21 protein-coding genes are annotated in these 15,450 nt (G+C 65.7%); 10 read left to right on the plus strand and 11 right to left on the minus strand.

What is annotated here, in order from left to right; genetic code table 11:
* The first annotated feature begins 92 nt into the window (after positions 1–92).
* Both GXY47_07170 and GXY47_07175 read left to right on the plus strand, forming a co-directional pair.
* Entirely contained in the window at positions 93–740 is a 648-nt protein-coding gene (locus GXY47_07170) for an RNA polymerase sigma factor (protein NLV30923.1), read from the plus strand.
* A gap of 29 nt (positions 741–769) precedes the next feature.
* Positions 770–997: a hypothetical protein gene (locus GXY47_07175; protein ID NLV30924.1), complete on the plus strand. Its 228-nt coding sequence runs from the start codon at positions 770–772 to the stop codon at positions 995–997.
* Here GXY47_07175 and rho read toward each other — a convergent pair.
* The 3 genes from rho to GXY47_07190 all read right to left on the minus strand — a co-directional run bounded on the left by rho (position 994) and on the right by GXY47_07190 (position 4,203).
* A complete protein-coding gene (rho, locus tag GXY47_07180) occupies positions 994–2,244 on the minus strand; it encodes a transcription termination factor Rho (GenBank protein ID NLV30925.1) in 1,251 nt (416 codons plus the stop codon). The two genes, GXY47_07175 and rho, sit on opposite strands and share 4 nt — an antisense overlap.
* A gap of 282 nt (positions 2,245–2,526) precedes the next feature.
* Positions 2,527–3,594 (minus strand): hypothetical protein, encoded by a 1,068-nt coding sequence (locus GXY47_07185; GenBank protein ID NLV30926.1) that lies wholly within the window; start codon positions 3,592–3,594, stop codon positions 2,527–2,529.
* Positions 3,595–3,789: 195 nt separating this feature from the next.
* Complete coding sequence (locus tag GXY47_07190; protein ID NLV30927.1) at positions 3,790–4,203, minus strand: hypothetical protein; 414 nt, start codon at positions 4,201–4,203, stop codon at positions 3,790–3,792.
* A gap of 19 nt (positions 4,204–4,222) precedes the next feature.
* Here GXY47_07190 and GXY47_07195 point away from each other — a divergent pair, with 19 nt between their 5' ends.
* Genes GXY47_07195 through GXY47_07205 form a run of 3 tightly spaced genes read left to right on the plus strand, consistent with a single transcriptional unit; the run spans position 4,223 to position 5,742 of the window.
* A complete protein-coding gene (locus GXY47_07195; protein NLV30928.1) occupies positions 4,223–4,552 on the plus strand; it encodes an STAS domain-containing protein in 330 nt (109 codons plus the stop codon).
* Entirely contained in the window at positions 4,545–5,036 is a 492-nt protein-coding gene (locus GXY47_07200) for a hypothetical protein (protein ID NLV30929.1), read from the plus strand. The genes GXY47_07195 and GXY47_07200 overlap by 8 nt, the downstream gene beginning before the upstream one ends.
* A 16-nt stretch (positions 5,037–5,052) precedes the next feature.
* Positions 5,053–5,742, plus strand: coding sequence for a hypothetical protein (locus GXY47_07205; protein ID NLV30930.1), 690 nt, complete (start codon positions 5,053–5,055; stop codon positions 5,740–5,742).
* 16 nt (positions 5,743–5,758) lie between these two features.
* Here the strand turns inward: GXY47_07205 and GXY47_07210 are convergent, their stop codons facing one another.
* Positions 5,759–6,490, minus strand: coding sequence for an RNA methyltransferase (locus GXY47_07210; protein NLV30931.1), 732 nt, complete (start codon positions 6,488–6,490; stop codon positions 5,759–5,761).
* A gap of 111 nt (positions 6,491–6,601) precedes the next feature.
* Here GXY47_07210 and GXY47_07215 point away from each other — a divergent pair, with 111 nt between their 5' ends.
* On the plus strand, positions 6,602–7,369 hold the full coding sequence (locus GXY47_07215; GenBank protein ID NLV30932.1) for a hypothetical protein: 768 nt from the start codon (positions 6,602–6,604) through the stop codon (positions 7,367–7,369).
* A gap of 3 nt (positions 7,370–7,372) precedes the next feature.
* Here the strand turns inward: GXY47_07215 and GXY47_07220 are convergent, their stop codons facing one another.
* Positions 7,373–8,371: an RNA polymerase factor sigma-32 gene (locus tag GXY47_07220; protein ID NLV30933.1), complete on the minus strand. Its 999-nt coding sequence runs from the start codon at positions 8,369–8,371 to the stop codon at positions 7,373–7,375.
* A gap of 54 nt (positions 8,372–8,425) precedes the next feature.
* On the minus strand, positions 8,426–8,926 hold the full coding sequence (locus GXY47_07225) for a ferritin (GenBank protein NLV30934.1): 501 nt from the start codon (positions 8,924–8,926) through the stop codon (positions 8,426–8,428).
* A 207-nt stretch (positions 8,927–9,133) separates the two neighbouring features.
* Between GXY47_07225 and GXY47_07230 the strand changes: the two genes are divergently transcribed.
* A complete protein-coding gene (locus tag GXY47_07230) occupies positions 9,134–10,012 on the plus strand; it encodes a diaminopimelate epimerase (GenBank protein ID NLV30935.1) in 879 nt (292 codons plus the stop codon).
* Here GXY47_07230 and trxA read toward each other — a convergent pair whose 3' ends face one another.
* Complete coding sequence (gene trxA / locus GXY47_07235) at positions 10,013–10,456, minus strand: thioredoxin (protein ID NLV30936.1); 444 nt, start codon at positions 10,454–10,456, stop codon at positions 10,013–10,015.
* An 8-nt stretch (positions 10,457–10,464) separates the two neighbouring features.
* Entirely contained in the window at positions 10,465–11,379 is a 915-nt protein-coding gene (locus GXY47_07240) for a proline dehydrogenase (protein ID NLV30937.1), read from the minus strand.
* Between the two features lie 107 nt (positions 11,380–11,486).
* Between GXY47_07240 and GXY47_07245 the strand changes: the two genes are divergently transcribed.
* Complete coding sequence (locus tag GXY47_07245) at positions 11,487–12,143, plus strand: LON peptidase substrate-binding domain-containing protein (protein NLV30938.1); 657 nt, start codon at positions 11,487–11,489, stop codon at positions 12,141–12,143.
* Positions 12,144–12,173: 30 nt separating this feature from the next.
* A complete protein-coding gene (locus GXY47_07250; GenBank protein ID NLV30939.1) occupies positions 12,174–12,923 on the plus strand; it encodes an SDR family oxidoreductase in 750 nt (249 codons plus the stop codon).
* 27 nt (positions 12,924–12,950) lie between these two features.
* On the opposite strand, the gene GXY47_07255 is transcribed toward GXY47_07250, so the two are convergent.
* The 3 genes from GXY47_07255 to GXY47_07265 all read right to left on the minus strand — a co-directional run bounded on the left by GXY47_07255 (position 12,951) and on the right by GXY47_07265 (position 14,849).
* The gene (locus tag GXY47_07255; protein NLV30940.1) at positions 12,951–13,499 is read right to left on the minus strand and encodes a hypothetical protein; all 549 of its coding nucleotides are present in this window, start codon (positions 13,497–13,499) and stop codon (positions 12,951–12,953) included.
* Entirely contained in the window at positions 13,496–13,744 is a 249-nt protein-coding gene (locus tag GXY47_07260; protein ID NLV30941.1) for a hypothetical protein, read from the minus strand. Before GXY47_07260 ends, GXY47_07255 begins: the two co-directional genes overlap by 4 nt.
* Positions 13,745–13,814: 70 nt before the next feature.
* Positions 13,815–14,849 carry a homoserine dehydrogenase gene (locus GXY47_07265; protein NLV30942.1) on the minus strand — a complete coding sequence of 345 codons (1,035 nt, stop codon included), beginning with the start codon at positions 14,847–14,849 and terminating at the stop codon, positions 13,815–13,817.
* Between the two features lie 166 nt (positions 14,850–15,015).
* Here GXY47_07265 and GXY47_07270 point away from each other — a divergent pair.
* Positions 15,016–15,450: DUF72 domain-containing protein (locus GXY47_07270; protein NLV30943.1), on the plus strand; the 435-nt coding region annotated here is incomplete at its 3' end.

A 15,450-nucleotide genomic window follows, 5' to 3' on the forward strand; every position in this document is an offset into this window, starting at 1 on the left:
CCCGCGGAAAGGGGATTTTGTGCCCGGCCCGCGATACCAGGAGATGCCGGGCAATGCGTCCCGCCCGCGGACCCGAATTCAGGAAAGGATACATGATGACGCAGGAATGGACCGAGTCTCTTCCGGAGCGCTCCCGGCCGCCGGAGGTGGCAAACCCGGGCGCGTGCGGAGGGGAAGGAGTTTCGGACGAGCAGCTGGTGAGACGGAGCCTCGAGGGGGAAGAGGACGCGTTCCGGAGCCTGTATGAAAGATACCGCCGCCCGGTTTACGGCGCCGTGCGGAGGATTCTGGGAGATCCCGAGGACTCGCGGGATGCGACGCAGGAGATCTTTCTTGCCGTGTACCGTTCCCTGGCGCAGTGGAACCCGGAAAAGGCCCGGTTCGGGTGCTGGATCCGCAGGGTCGCGACCAACCGGGCCATCGATCACTGGCGCTGCCGCCGACGCGGGATCGACCTGCTGTTCGGGGAAACGCCCGGCCCGGCAGGGAACGTCGCCCGACCCTGCCCGGCCGGGATGCGTCCGGCCGAAAAGATGGTGGAATTCAGGGAGCGCGCCCTGGAGGTGCGGCGCTTTCTCGAGCGTTTGCCGCAACCGCAGGGAAGGTTTGTCGTATTACGATATTGCGAAGGGTTGAAGCTGCGCGAAATCGCCGAAAGGGAAGGGTGCAGGCTGGGGACCGTGAAAAGCACCCTTCACCGGGTGACGCGGGAGATGCGGCGCAAACTGAAGCGCGCCTAGCGGGCGGCACGAGCGCGGAAGGAGGGGGGATGCGGGAAGCCGTTTCGAAATCGGATCGCGAGGACCTGCTCCGGGGGATCCGCGACGAGTTCGGGCGGTGGCCCGAACTCGAACGGAGGATCTTTTTCAGTGCCCGCTACCGGGGGCAGTCGCCGGAGGCCATCTCCCGCGCCCTGAAAATGGCTCCGGCCGAAGTCTCGGCGGCGCTCCGGGCATGCGACCGCCGGCTTCACCGGTCGCTGCGGCGCCGTCCCTAGCCCTTGTTCAGGGAGGTGAGGAACTCCGCGTTGCTGTCGGACTTGCGGAGCTTGTCGAGCAGCAGGTCCATCGCTTCGTCGATGGAGAGGGGGTTGAGCACCTTCCGCAGGATCCAGATCTTGTTGAGGTCGGTGCCTTCCACCAGCAGCTCCTCCTTCCGGGTGCCGGACCGGTTGATGTCGATCGCCGGGAAGATGCGCTTGTCCACGAGCTTGCGGTCCAGGATGATCTCCATGTTGCCGGTGCCCTTGAACTCCTCGAAGATGACGTCGTCCATGCGGCTCCCGGTGTCGATCAGGGCCGTGGCCATGATCGTGAGGCTTCCCCCCTCCTCGATCTTCCGGGCGGCCCCGAAAAAGCGCTTCGGCTTCTCCAGGGCGTTCGCGTCGACGCCGCCGGAGAGCACCTTGCCGCTCGACGGGATGACGGTGTTGTAGGCGCGGGCCAGGCGCGTGATGCTGTCGAGCAGGATAACGACGTCCTTCTTGTGCTCCACCAGGCGCTTCGCCTTTTCCATGACGATTTCCGCGACCTGGACGTGGCGCGAGGCGGGTTCGTCGAAGGTGGAGCTGATCACCTCCCCCTTGACGGAGCGCTCCATGTCGGTGACCTCCTCCGGGCGTTCGTCGATCAGCAGGACGATGAGGTAGACCTCCGGGTGGTTGGTGCTGATCGAGTTGGCGATGTTCTGCAGCAGCATGGTCTTGCCCGTCCGGGGGGGCGACACGATCAGCCCGCGCTGTCCCTTGCCGATCGGGGTGAAGATGTCCATCACACGGGCGGAGAGGTTCTCGCGCACCGTTTCCAGCCGGATCCGTTCCTGCGGGTAGAGGGGGGTCAGGTTGTCGTAGAAGATCCGGTGGCGCGCTTCCTCGGGCGGCTCGAAATTCACCGCGTCCACCTTCACCAGGGCGAGGTAGCGCTCCCCTTCGTTCGGCATGCGGATCTGCCCGGAGACGATGTCGCCGGTGCGGAGATCGAATTTCCGGATCTGGGAGGGGGAGATGTAGATGTCGTCGGGGCCCGGCAGATAACTGTAATCGGGGGAGCGGAGAAACCCGTACCCTTCGGGAAGCACCTCGAGCACCCCTTCGGAGAAGATGAGCCCGTGGTGTTCCGCCTGGGCCTGCAGGACGGCGAAGATGAGGTCCTGCTTGCTCAGCTTGCCCGCCTCGGCGATCTTGTATTTTTTGGCGATCTTCGCCAGGTCCTTGATGTTCAGGGCCTGCAGCTCGCTGATATGCAGCTGCTCCCCTTCTTTGTCCAGCGCCTCCTGGATCGGGAGCTTCTTGTCGTCGGCGACGTCCTTGGAACGGGTGTCCTTTTCTGCCATGTTACCCCTGTTTTATCGATGATATCTTTGCTGGTGCAAGTATCTGTGTGGGCCTCGGATGACTGAGGCCTTCAAGTTTAGAACCGTTTTCTTGAAATTTCCAGAGAATTCCGGGCGGATGGGGTCATCGTCGGCGGCCGCCCCCCGGCGCCGCCGCCCACGGCGGCGGTCCGGAGGAACGGCCTTGCGTTCGGATCAGATGCCGAGATCGGCCCTGGCCTTGGTCAGGACCTCTTCAATCCCTTCGAGCGAGCCCGAGTGGCTCCCCTGGTAGATCTGCTCGAGGTACTGCTTGGCCCTGGGGGCCATGGTCTTTTCGAGCACCACGCATTTCGCGAACGGCTCCACGGCCGCATCCTGCCCCTCGGTCTGCCATTTGCTCATCCCGATGTAATACCAGGCGTCGTCCCGCTTGGGATCGAACCGGACCACCTTCTGGTAGAGTCCGAGTGCCCCGGGATAGTCCTTCTTCTGGTAGGCGTCCGCCGCCATCAGGCCGAAGGCGATGGCGCGGGTGGCGTTCCACTGGTTTTCCGCCATGTTGGGCGGGACCTTGTCGCCGTACACCTCCATGATTTTCGTGAACATCGCAGTCGCGGCCGGGACGTCCTGTTTGCGGAGGTGGATATCGGCCATCTGCAGCGCCGTCGTATAACCCAGCGGCTGATCCATGGGCGCCTGGGCCAGAATCTTCTGGCCGTACTCCAGGTACTTGTCGAAGTTCTGCATGCCGAGGTAGATGGCGGCCAGCGTCTGGAGCATGGTGGCGTCCGGGGCGGCGGCGTAGATCTTCTCCGCCAGTTCCGCCGCCTTGGGCATATTCCCCGCCCCGTACTGGGCGGCCAGCATCGTCCGCTCGAGCATCAGGACCGACGGGGCCAGCTGGTCCTTGAGGAACTCCTCCGATCCCACGGGGATCTCCTCCGCCTTGACCTTTTCCTCGGTCGGGAGGATCGACAGGAGCGCCTCGGTCATGGAGATCGCCTTGGGCCAGTCCTTCTTTTCCAGGTAGGGGTTGACGGCCGCCTGGTAATCGGTGATCACGTAGAGCAGGATCCTGGAAATCGGGCGCTCCTTGACGAAGCCCAGCAGCAGGTCGGCCCGCTTCTGGACGTCCGCTTCCTTCTTGATCTCCTCGTACTGGGCGTAGTCCTTCTTGTACTGGTAGTCGGAAAGAGGCGAGATTTTTTCCTGCAGGGCGAAGCCGCTGGCTCCACACAGCAGAAGAAGGGCCATCATTGAGCCGACAAGTCTTCGGGTCATAATCATCACTCCTGAAAAAATCGTTCCATTGACGAAAGTCCGTGATCAATAAGGACGCAGGGGATCCCGGGACCTGAGTTTCGGGTTCTTGCCTTCCCCTTTCCCGATAAGTTTAGGTTCTAATGGACGGGCCCGTCCTGTCAAGGCAAAATGCGCCCGGCGCCCGCGGCCGCACGCGGCGGGCGAGGCGTGCCTTCAGGGATCTATCCTGCTGAGTATCCATCGATTTCCGGGGTACCAGCGCATCCGCCGCAGCCGATATGTCCCGGTCAGTTTCAGCCCCGCAAAATGCACTCTCAGGTCCGCGGGCGTTTCGGGCCGGATCTCCATCTCCCCCTCGTCCCAGATGAAGACGCGCCCGCGGCCGAAGGCCTCCTCCTCGAAGACGGGACTCGAGACGGCCTCGACCGGGAAGCTTTCCCTCTCGACGGCCAGCCGTTTCTCCCCCCCCTGCCGGGGCGGTTGCCTCAGCATGGACCACGAGCGCAGCCTGCCGTCCTGGAGGATCCTGAGGTCGTAGTGGGGCCTCGCGGTTTTATGGTGGTGGATGACGAATCGCGTAATCACCGGTTCGATCAGACGCTTGCTCCAGGCGCTCAAATATGACACTATTTTTGCCTGAACACCCATGGATATCCAAGTCGAAACTATCGGGGACCGCAGAATCATTCGTGTCGAGGGCAGGATCACCTTCGAGCACTGCCCGGCGCTCGAGCGCCGCATCGACGAGGTGCTGGCAGGGGGCCCGCGCGAGATCCTGCTCGATCTCGAAGGGGTCCCTTTCATGGACAGTTCGGGCGTGGGAGAGATCTTGAGGCTTTTCAAGCGGATGCGGGAAGCGGGGGGGAGCCTCATCCTCCTCCGCCCGAACCGGAAACTGCGCGGCCTCTTCACGATGTACCGCTTCGATCAGTTCCTGACCATCCGGGATGACGGGGAGCCGGACGCCGATGGTTAGGCGCCGCCCCGCCCCCTTTGGCGCTCTCGTTTTCTCCCTGGCCCTGTCCCAGGCGCCGGCGACGGGCCCCGAGGCCCGGGCGCAAACCCGGCAGCCGAACGCGCCCCTTTCCTCGCCGGCGAGGAAATCCGCGCTGCTCGAGATCCGGGTGGCCGACGGGAGGGTGACGGCCGATATCGCCGACTGCCCGCTGCATGAAGCGCTGGCGGGCCTGGCCGAACGGACCGGCATCATCTTCGAGGTCCGGAGCGAACCCAACCCTTACATCTCCGTCCACCTCCGCGACGTCCCGATGGAGGAGGCGATCGGCCGCATCGTCCCGGACGGCAACATCCTGTTTCTTTACGACGGGGCCGACCCGGCCCGTATCGTGCTGGTCCGCATCCTCTCGAGCGGCGGCACGGCGGTGCAGCCCGGCCTCCTCTATTTCGGAACCGGCAGGGTCCCCGGGGCCGGCCGGCCGGCCGGGACCGCGGTCCCGTAATGTTCAGGAATGCCCTATGTTTTCTCTTGTGAAGCTTCTGTTATCGAGCGTTTTCATCCTCGCCGGTCTCACCGGCGCCCTCTTCGGCCAGAATGCCCGGGAAGGGTTCCGCGCGGAGGTCGACGCGGTGGTCACGGAGGCGTACCATGCGGCCGCCGCCGATTTCCCCTGCAAAACCAAGACGCGGGGGAAGGGGAAGATCATCCGCTGGCAGGACGTGGAAAAGTGCGTGAACTACGCCCACGACCGGGTCGACTGGGAGGCGCTGTCGGCGCGGATCCAGGACGCCGGGGAGAGGGCGGGGCTCGGCCCGGCCGATATCGAGGCCGTGGTCGAAGCCTCCCTGGCCGCGCACTCGATCCCCTTCAATGAGATCTACAGGGTAAAGGACCGGAAGGCGCTCGTGCCGCTGTCCAACTCGCTCCTCAAATTCCTCCCTCCCGGATCGCTTCTGGACCTCCCCGTATACAACCAGGAGGGGGAGCTGCTGGGGAGTTTTTCGGGGGTGTACGTGTTCGAGCGGAGCGGGGGACTGTCGACGGCCACCAGCTACCGCATGCCCAACTTCCAGTACAAGGACCTTCACGGGGAAATGCAGGCGCCGTCGGAGACATTCCTGATCGACCGGTACGGGGTTTCCTGGAAGGAGGCCGAATCCCAGCCCGGATTCCGCCTGCCGGCCGACAGGTTGATTCCGAAGCACTGATCCCGGGCGATCCGCGTCAGTCCCGGCCGGGGCCCTGGGCCCTGGCGTACCAGGAGACCTGGCGCGCGATCCCTCTCAGGACCCCGACGTCGGCCGATTCCAGGCCCGCCCTGCCGAAGATCCTGCGCAGCGCGAACATCATGTGGCGCGCGTTCTGCTCGTGCAGGAACCCGATCTCCAGCAGCGCCTTCTCCAGCTGCGCGTACATGGCCTCCGTCTGCAGAAGCGGCGCCGCCCGCAGCGTCCGCGCCGGGGTGTGCCCGAGGCTGCCGAGGAAGAGTTCGTAGCCGACGACCATGACCGCCTGGGCGAGGTTGATGCTGCCTGCCCGGCGGTGGGTCGGGATGCGCACGAGGAGCTGGCAGAGGCGGAGATCATCGTCGACGAGCCCCGTGTCCTCGGGGCCGAAGAGGATGCCCACCCTCTGCCGGGCGGCGTGGTCGAGGATCTGCGGGACGAGGGCGCGGGGCGGGGCGGCCGGGGAGCGGTAGCCCCCGCTTTTCCCCGTGGTCCCGACCAGCAGGCGGATCCCCCGGAGGGCGCTCGTGAGGGAGCGGCAGACCTTCGCCGATTCCAGGACCGGCCCGCCGGCCTTGGCCAGCCGGTACGATTCCTCGTTGATCCGGCACCGGGGAGCCGCGAGCACCAGCCGCCCCAGGCCCATGTTGGCCATGGCACGCGCCGCCGACCCGATGTTGCCCGGGTGTTTGGTGCCCGCGAGGATGACGACCACATTTTCCAGTGACATGGCGACCCACTCTACCATTTTTTGCCCCCCCCGGCCCTCATTCTCCGGTTTTTTTCCGGCCGGATGTGAGAAAATCGTTTGCAGGTGCAGTCCAGAAACAGGGAGGGAACGATGCGGTCTGCCGTGATGGCCATGTTTGCCGTGCTGACGTTTTCGGGATGGGCGTATTCTCCGGAGGCCGCGGCCCAGACCTCCGGGAGCCTCTCTCCCGAGGAGATCATCGAGAGGTTCGCCGCGAAGGAGACGGAGTCCTACGAGGCGTGGATGCAGTATACCTATACCCAGGTGGCGGTGATCAGGGTGGTCTCGCTCAACGGCGCGCCGCGCAACGAGTCGATGACGATCGAATCGGAGATCGTCTTCAACGACGACGGGACGCGGGAGGTCCGGCCGCTGCGCCGGAGCGGCCGCCTCCGTTCGGTCAGGCTTACGCCCGAGGACGAGGACGTGATGCTCAACATCAATCCCTTTGCGCTGACCGAGAAGGAGCTTCCCCTGTACAACCTCAAGTACGAAGGGAAGGAGAAGGTCGACGAACTGGTGTGCTACGTCTTCTCCGTGCGGCCCAGAAACACCCGGGGGGACCGCTTCTACTTCGAGGGGAAGATCTACGTGGACGACCAGGACCTGCAGATCGTCCGGACGGTCGGCCGCCCGGTGCCCGAGCGGAGGGGGAACCTCTTTCCCGAATTCGAAACGCTGCGGCAGGTCATCGACGGCCGATACTGGTTCCCGGTCTGGACCCACGCGGACGAGAAGCTCCGCTTCACCGAGGATACCGTGGGGATCGAGCAGACCCTGACCTACGAGAACTACAAGAAGTTCGGTTCGAAGGCGACCATCCGGTTCGGCGGCCCGGAGCCTGAAGCGGGGGAGTAGGCGCTACCCGGCCAGGTGGAACTCGATTTCGCGCACGTCGCCGAAGGAATCGATCATGTACTGCTTCAGCTTGGCGATCAGCTTCTTTTCCGCCACGCGGATCGCTTCGCGCGAGATGCCGTAGCGGTCGGCGATCTGCTGCAGCGTCTCCGGGTCCTCGGCGATCAGCCTCCGTGAGAGGATCTCCCGCTCGCGTTCGGAGAGGGTCTCGGAGAAATCGGCGAACTTTTTTTCCAGCAGTTCGCGGAATTCCCCCTGGGCGATCTTCTCGTCCACGCTCTGCTCCATCATGCGGAGCGTGTCGATGTAGCGGGCGTCCCCGTCCGAGTCGCCCAGGGGTGCGTCGAGCGACAGGTCGCCCCCGGTCATCCCCTGCTGCACCTCCCGCAGCTCCCGTTCATCCACGCCGAGGTTTTCGGCGAGCAGGCGGGAGGTGGGGACGATGCCCCGCGCTTCCAGCTCCCGCTTCTCCCGGTTGAGGTTCATCAGGATCTTGCGCCGCGCGTTGGTCGTCCCGATCTTGACCATTCGCGTGTTGTCGAGCAGGAACTTGAGGATATAGGCCTTGATCCACCATGCCGCGTAAGTCGGGAGCCGGGTCCCGCGGTCGGGGTCGAACCGCTGCACGGCCTGGAGCAGGCCGAGGTTCCCCTCCTGGATGAGGTCCAGGATGTTGCGGTAGACCTTGTGGTAGATCATGGCGATCTTGACCACGAGCTTGAGATTGGACGTCACCAGCCGGTAGGCGGTTTCCCGGTCCCCGGTCTCGTGGTACCGCCGGGCGAGAGCGTGCTCCTCCTCCCTGCTGAGCGGGGTGAATCTCCCGATCTCGGCCAGGTAGGCGCGCAGGGGGTCGTAGCGTGCGATCCCCCGGGGCGCCGCCCGGTCCATCTCAAGATCTTCCCCGGGATCGCCGGGGGCAGGGGAGACGGCCGTATCTTCCCCGCCTTCCCCCGGCTCCGTGAACTCTTCGCTCCCTGGGGTTCTGTCGAATTCGGTCATGGGATCCATTATAGGCAACGGGGCGTGCGAGGTCCACAACCGCGGAGGGGGGCGTCAGCGTCCCCTGCTGGACATCAGTTCGATATCCTCCCGCAGGCTCTCGAGGTCCTCCTCGTGCTCGACCTCCTGCTCCAGGATGGTCAGCGCGATGTTGTAGGTGACCATGTCCTTGTCCTTGGTGATATCCATGAGGTTCTTGTAGGCCGAGATGGCGCACTGTTCCCCGGCGATGTTCTGTTCGAGCAGCACGGTGACGTAGGGATCGGCCGGGGCGTCGTAGGCACAGGGGCTCAGCGGGAACCACTCCTTCGGGTCGAGGACGGGGGTCCCCCCCAGCTGGACGATCCGGTCCGCCAGCAGGGTGGCGTGATTCAGCTCCTCGGTCGCATGGAGGGTGAGCTCGGCGGCGACCGCATCCTTCATGGGGCCCTTGATGACCTTGGCCCCCAGCCAGTACTGGTAATAGGCGAGCCACTCGCTGGCGAACGCCCCGTTGAGAAGTCCGAGCAGTTCGTCGACGTCCATGCCGACGATTTCGCGTCCTCGGGTGCCCATTCATCTCCTCCTTTCGATTCCGTGTTTCCATGGGGCCGGATCCTTCCCGCCCCGGTTCCGGCCGCCCCGGCGGCCGCTGCCGTAAAATATAGCATCAAACGGCGGGGGGGACGGAGCGATTCTGCGCTTGTGCTCCCCGGGGGATTGCCCTATAAGTAAATTCCGGGCGCGGGATAAGGGGCCGATCACGAAGGGAGCGTTTCATCCATGAATCTCGAAACCAGGGGGCGGCTCCGTTTCTTCAAGATGACGGGGACCGGCAACGATTTCATCCTGATCGACAACCGGCAACGGGTGATCGACGCCGACCGCTGCGGGGATTTCGTCCGGAGCGTCTGCCGCCGCAAGGTGTCCGCCGGCGCCGACGGGGTCATCCTCGTCGAGAACGACCCCGAGGTCGATTTCCGCTGGCGTTTCTTCAACGCCGACGGCAGCGAGGCCGAGATGTGCGGCAACGGCGCCCGCTGCGCCGCGCGCTTCGCCTTCCTCACGGGCATCGTGGAGGCCCCGCGCATGGAGTTCCGCACCCTTGCCGGCATCGTCCGGGCGGAACTGCTGGACACGAAGGTGAAGGTGCGGATGCCCCTGCCTCACGGCCAGCGGATGAACGTGGCGGCCGAGACCGGGGGGCGTCGCTTCACCCTCGATTTCATCAACACGGGGGTTCCCCACGCGGTCTGCTTCGTGGCGTCGGAGGAGGAGCTCGATTCCCTGGAGGTCGAACGCTGGGGCCGGGCGCTCCGGTTCCACCCCGAATTCCTCCCCGCCGGGACCAACGCCGATTTCGTCTGGGTACGGGACCCCCACCATATCGCCGTGCGCACCTACGAGCGCGGGGTGGAGGGGGAGACCCTCGCCTGCGGCACCGGGTGCATCGCCGCGGTTCTCACGGCGGCCTCCAGGGATCGGGTGGAGTCGCCGGTTGAGGTGAAGGTGCGGAGCGGCGAGACCCTCACGCTCCATTTCCGGGAGGCGGCCGAAGGCGCGGACCCCGGCAGCCGGTTCGGGGAGGTCCTGCTCGAGGGGGAGGCGCGCGTGGCGTACGAGGCCGATCTCTGGCCCGAAACCATCGCCGACGGCGGGTAACTAGCCCAGGTGGGGGGCCAGGCGCTCCCTCAGGGCGTTCTTCGACAGGGCGCCGATCACGGTCTCGACCGGGTGCCCGTCCCTGAACAGGATCAGCGTCGGGATGCTCTGCACGTGAAACTGCCCCGCCGTCGCCGGGTTCCGGTCCACGTTCATCCGGACCAGCTTGAGCCGGCCCGCCAGCTCGCCGGCGTATTCCTCCAGGGCCGGCGCCGTCATGCGGCACGGGGCGCACCATTCGGCCCAGAAATCGACCAGGACCGGCACCGGGACCTCCAGCTCGCGGCGGAAACCGATGTCGGTGCCGTCGACGATCCAGGGGAGGGGGGAGCGGCATTTGCCGCAGGCGGGAGCCCGTCCGCCGGCGGGGGCCCGTTCCCCGGCATCGGATTTGAGCCGGTTCCTGGCGCCGCACCGGGGGCAGCTGACAACCGTGTCCTGCATGAGACCTCCTAGCCCTTGAACAGGTTACGCATGATGAATCCCACGTTTGCGGGGCGTTCGGCCAGCCGCCGCATGAAATAGGGGTACCACTGCCTCCCGTAAGGGATGTAGATCCGGACGCGGTAGCCCTCCCGGGCAAGCCAGGCCTGCAGGTCGCGCCGGATGCCGTAGAGCATCTGGAACTCGAAGCGGTCGGGCGCGATCCCCCGGGAGCGGGCGAAAGTCAGGGTGGCGTCGATGAGGGCCTCGTCGTGAGTGGCGATGGCGTTCGGCCCCCCTCCATCGAGCAGCAGGCGCATCAGCTCGAGGTAATTGGCGTCGGTCTGGCGTTTGCGCGCGAACGCCACGCTTTCGGGCTCGAGGTAGGCCCCCTTGACCAGCCGCACGGGAATCCCCTGCCGCACCAGGGCGCGCACGTCCTCCCCGCTGCGGTAGAGGCAGGCCTGGATCGCCACCCCCACGTTTTGCGACTCCGTGTGAACCCGGGAGACGATCTCCAGGGTGCTCCGGGTGTAGGCGCTCTCCTCCATGTCCACCCAGACGAAGTTGTCCAGCTCCCGGGCCTTTCCGGCCAGCGTCGTGAGATTCGCCAGGGCCAGGGCGGGGTCGATGGCCAGGCCGAGCTGCGTCAGCTTGACCGATACCTGCGATTGCACCCTCCATTCCCGGATGGCGTCCAGGGCGGCCGCTATCCCCCCGGCGGCGCGGGCGGCGTCCCCGGGGGTGCCGGTGTGTTCGCCGAGCAGGTCGAGGATTCCCAGCAGGTTCCGCCCGTTCGCCCGGCGCACGGCCTCGAGGGCGTCCGCGAGCGTCTCCCCCGCGACGAAGCGCGAGGCGGTCCGGCGGAAGATGCCGAACTTCAGGGCGAAATTCTTGAAGCCTTCCCTTCCCGCCAGAAAAAGGAGGAGTCTGCGCACTTTAATCCTCTCCCGAACAGCCGGCCCGCCGTCATTTTACCACCGGGGGGCGCCCGCGGGCCACCGATCTATCTGTTGACTGCGGTGGCCCGGCTGACTATGATCGTGGCGAAATGATCGCGCCCCTCTTCCCCCTGCCCAATATCGTGCTGTTTCCCAAAACCCCGGTGCCGCTCTATATCTTCGAGGAAAGGTACCGGATCATGATCCGGGAGGCGATCGAGGGGAGCAGGGAGATCGTCATCGCGCTCGTGAGGCCGGGGGGGGAGACGGGCCCCGGGGGGGTGCCCGGGGTGCACGAGATCGCCTGCCTGGGCCGGATCGAGAGTTACGAGGAGCTCGAGGACGGCAAGTACAACATCGTGGTGGTGGGGGTCGACCGGGTGCGCATCCTCCGGGAGGTCCGGCATTCCCCCTACCAGAGGGTCGAGGTGGAGCGGATGGAGCCCCCCCTGCCGGGCGGGACGGCGGAGGAGATCGCGGGGCGCCAGAACCGGATCGGGGGGCTGTTCGCCCGGTTCACCGAGCTCGCGACCGGGACGCGCCAGCAGGCGACCGAACTGATGCCCCAGCTCGATTTCGACGCCCTGGTCAACATGGTCGCCATGACCCTGAACCTCGCCATCGATCAAAAACAGGCCCTGCTGGAGCTCGACGACGCGTCGGAACGCTGCGACGCCCTCATCCCGGTGCTCGAGCAGCAGCTGGAAACGCTCGTGCTGGTTCGCAGGTTCGAGCATATCAAGCCCGAGAACCCGCACCTCAACTAGGGGCGCGGGGAGGGGCGGCAGGGGGGCGCCGTGGAAGATCGATCCGGGAATACGCGCGTGGCCCTCATCGCGGGGGGGGCGCGCGGCATCGGCCGCGCGCTGGCGCTCTCCCTGGCCGGGGATGGGTGGGCCGTCGCCGTCTGCTACCGCCGAAGCGAGGGCGACGCGGCCACCCTGCGGGCCGCGCTCGACGCCCTGGGTCCCGGGCACCTCTGCGAGCGCGTCGACGTCGCCGACCCCGGGGCGGCCGCGGACCTCGTCCTGCGGGTCGAAAAGGCCCATGGACGCCTCGACGCGCTGATCAACTGCGTCGGCGCCTACCACCGGGTGCCGCTCCTCGAGGAGAGCGTCGAGGGGTGGCACGCCATGTTCGACGCCAACCTCCACCCGGTCTTCTACCTCGCGCGCGCCGCCGCGCCGGGGATGATGCGGCGCCGGCGGGGCCGCATCGTCAACTTCAGCATGGTGAACGCCGACCAGCAGGTGGGGCAGCCCTTCGTCACGGCCCACTACATCGCCAAGCTGGGGGTGCTGGTGCTGACCCGTTCGCTGGCCCGGATGCTCGCCCCGCACGGCATCACGGCCAACACCGTCTCCCCCGGCTTCATCGATACCGGGGGGGTGCCGGACGAGGAGCTGGCTCACTCTTTCTCGACCATCCCCGCGGGCTACCTGGGAACCCCCGGCGACGCCGTCGCCGCCGTCCGCTACCTCCTCTCGGACGAGGCGCGCTACGTCAACGGGACCAACATCCACGTGAGCGGCGGCTGGGGGATCTGACCGGCTGCGGTTCCCGTCCCGCTCGCCTCATGACGGACTGTTGACCGAGGCGATGAGCTGTTCCAGTGGCGCACCGAGCCTTTTGGGACAGATCTTTCGGAGCAACTCCAGGTCCAGCCGTTCTTTCTGTGCCGAGAGGATGCTTTTGCCGTCCTCCAGGTCCAGTGCCGATCCTCCCAGGAGCTTCAGGATGATCATGTCCTCGGGGGACGCTACGGGGACGGAAAGATCATCGATGACCACGGCGCGTATCCGGTCGAAAAGGCCTGCAGGCGCATTCCGGATACCGATCAGGACATCGATCTCAAACGGCTCCGTGCCAGAGGCCTGTTCGATCCGGATGACTTCCGAAATGGGATCGTCCCAATCTCCTGTCCGATGCTCGAAATCCAGGGAGGCTTCCCTCAGGGCGGCCGCCAGGCGCCGGGAATCCCCGGAGGCGCAAAAGAGATCGACATCGCGCGTCGCGCGCGCCTTCCCCCAGGCCGCCACGGCGTAGCCGCCGATCAGCGCATATCGAATGCCGTGTTTTTTGAAAAGCAGATCCAACGGCCGGAGAAGATCCGCGAGACTCATCTCTTTTCCGCCTTGAGGATGGAGAGGATTTCAGGGTCCGAGAAGCCCTGGGCGCGCAGGGCGGATACGCGCAGTTTTCGCGCTTCGACGCTCAGCGTGAAGGCGTACGCGATCTTCACGCCGGGATTCATCCCGGCCGTCCGGCGGAGTCGTCGCGCTTCGATTTCCAAAAGCGATCCGGACGTTTCGGACCGCTGTGTCGGATCCTCGAGCGACGGCGGGTTCGGAATGTGCGCGCTGCTCATGCCTTCCAGTATAGGATGATCTCCCGGGAAGCACAAACATCGGTTTTATCGCGCGCCGCGCGAGCGGCGGCTAGCGCAGCAGGGAAATGAGGTCGGCGAAGAGGGCGTAGGCCGTCTGGTCCACCGACGGGTTGTTTTCCACGATCGCCAGTTCGCGCATGGTGTCGGTGTTGACGACGAGGATGTTGCTCAGGCCCCGGATGGCGGCCAGCGGATCGAAGACCTCGAGTTCCTGCAGTTCCACCTTGCCGATGACCTTCCCCCCCTGGCGGTATGCCCGGGCCACCAGGCGGAGGCGCCGGTCGCGGCGCAGGGCGGCGCGCACGGCCCGCCCGATATCGCTCGAGATGGGACTGCGTTCGATCTCCTCCGGCTTCACGCGCCCGCCCATGACGGCCTGGATCAATACCGACAGCTTGATGGCGGAATCCCACCCGTCGAGGTCGTGGCTGGGGTCGGCCTCGGACACGCCGGCGGTTTTCGCGTATTCGAGCGCGGCTTCGAACGTGGTCCCCTGTTCCATCTGGGAGAGGATGTAGTTCGTGGTGCTGTTGAAGATCCCCCGCAGGGAGAGGATGCGGGTCCCCGGCAGGGAATTGCGGAGCAGGTTGAACACCGGCGCCCCGTCCATGACCGTCCCCTCGTAGAGGAACCGGACGTCGCGCAGCCTGGCCAGGCGCGTCAGCTGCGCGTAATGCGTCGCCACCGGGCCCTTGTTCGAGGTGATCACGTTCAATCCCGCTCCCAGGGCCTCCCGGATGTGGGTCGCGGCGGGTTCGCCGCTGAGGTCGAGCACGCTCATCTCGAAGAGGACGTCGGCGCCGCACTGCCGGATGAAATCGAGATGCGAAGCGCACTCCGGCCCGTTGTGGAAACGGGCCAGGGAGGAACCACGCCCGCGGGAGCCGAGGATCTTCCGGATGGGGAGCCCGTCGTGGTCGATCGCCATCCCGTGGTCCTTCGTCGCGATCCCCGTGATCTTCCACTCGATGGCGTGCGTTTTGAGCAGCCATTTTTTCCGCTCGAGCAGCAGGCGGGCGAAAGCCCGGCCGACCCGGCCGAATCCGATGAAGGCGAAATTGATCTGTCGAGTTTCCTGATCCATGGGGCACCCCCGCCGGGCCGATCCGCCTTGCGATGATGTTCAAAACCAAACCGTCCTGCCGATATTACTCCGGGATATGTCCGTGCACAAGAAAGGGGCGTAACGCCGGTTCCCGGGGCACGGTTTCCCGCTTGATTTTCACCTAATCTTCACCTATTTTGTAGTCATGATCCTGGTGGGGACGAGTGGATTCCGATATCGCGACTGGACCCCGGTTTTCTATCCCGAGGGTCTCGATCCGGGGGAGTGGTTGCGCTACTACAGCCGGCGGTTCGGCTGCTGCGAGCTTGGGTTCACCTGCTATCGGATCCCGGAAGATCAAGAAATTCAAGAGATTATTGAAGAAACGCGCGGAGCCCTGCCGCTGGTGTTCCGGGCCCCGCTGCGTCTGGACAACCCCGGCCTGGCGCGCCGGTTTGCGGGGGCCCTGTGGCCTTTGAAAGAGACCGGCCAGCTGGCCGGGGTCCTGGTCCGCTTCCCCCCGGAGTTCGTGTTCCTGCGGGACAATTTCTCGGGTCTCCTCAGGCTGCGCGACTCCCTCGAGGGGATCCGGCTGATCGCCGAGTTCGGTTCGGCCGGGTGGCATTCGGCGCAGGCGGCC

The sequence above is a fragment of the Acidobacteriota bacterium genome (assembly GCA_012729555.1).
In the GTDB taxonomy this organism is placed as follows: Bacteria; Acidobacteriota; UBA6911; order UBA6911; family UBA6911; genus UBA6911.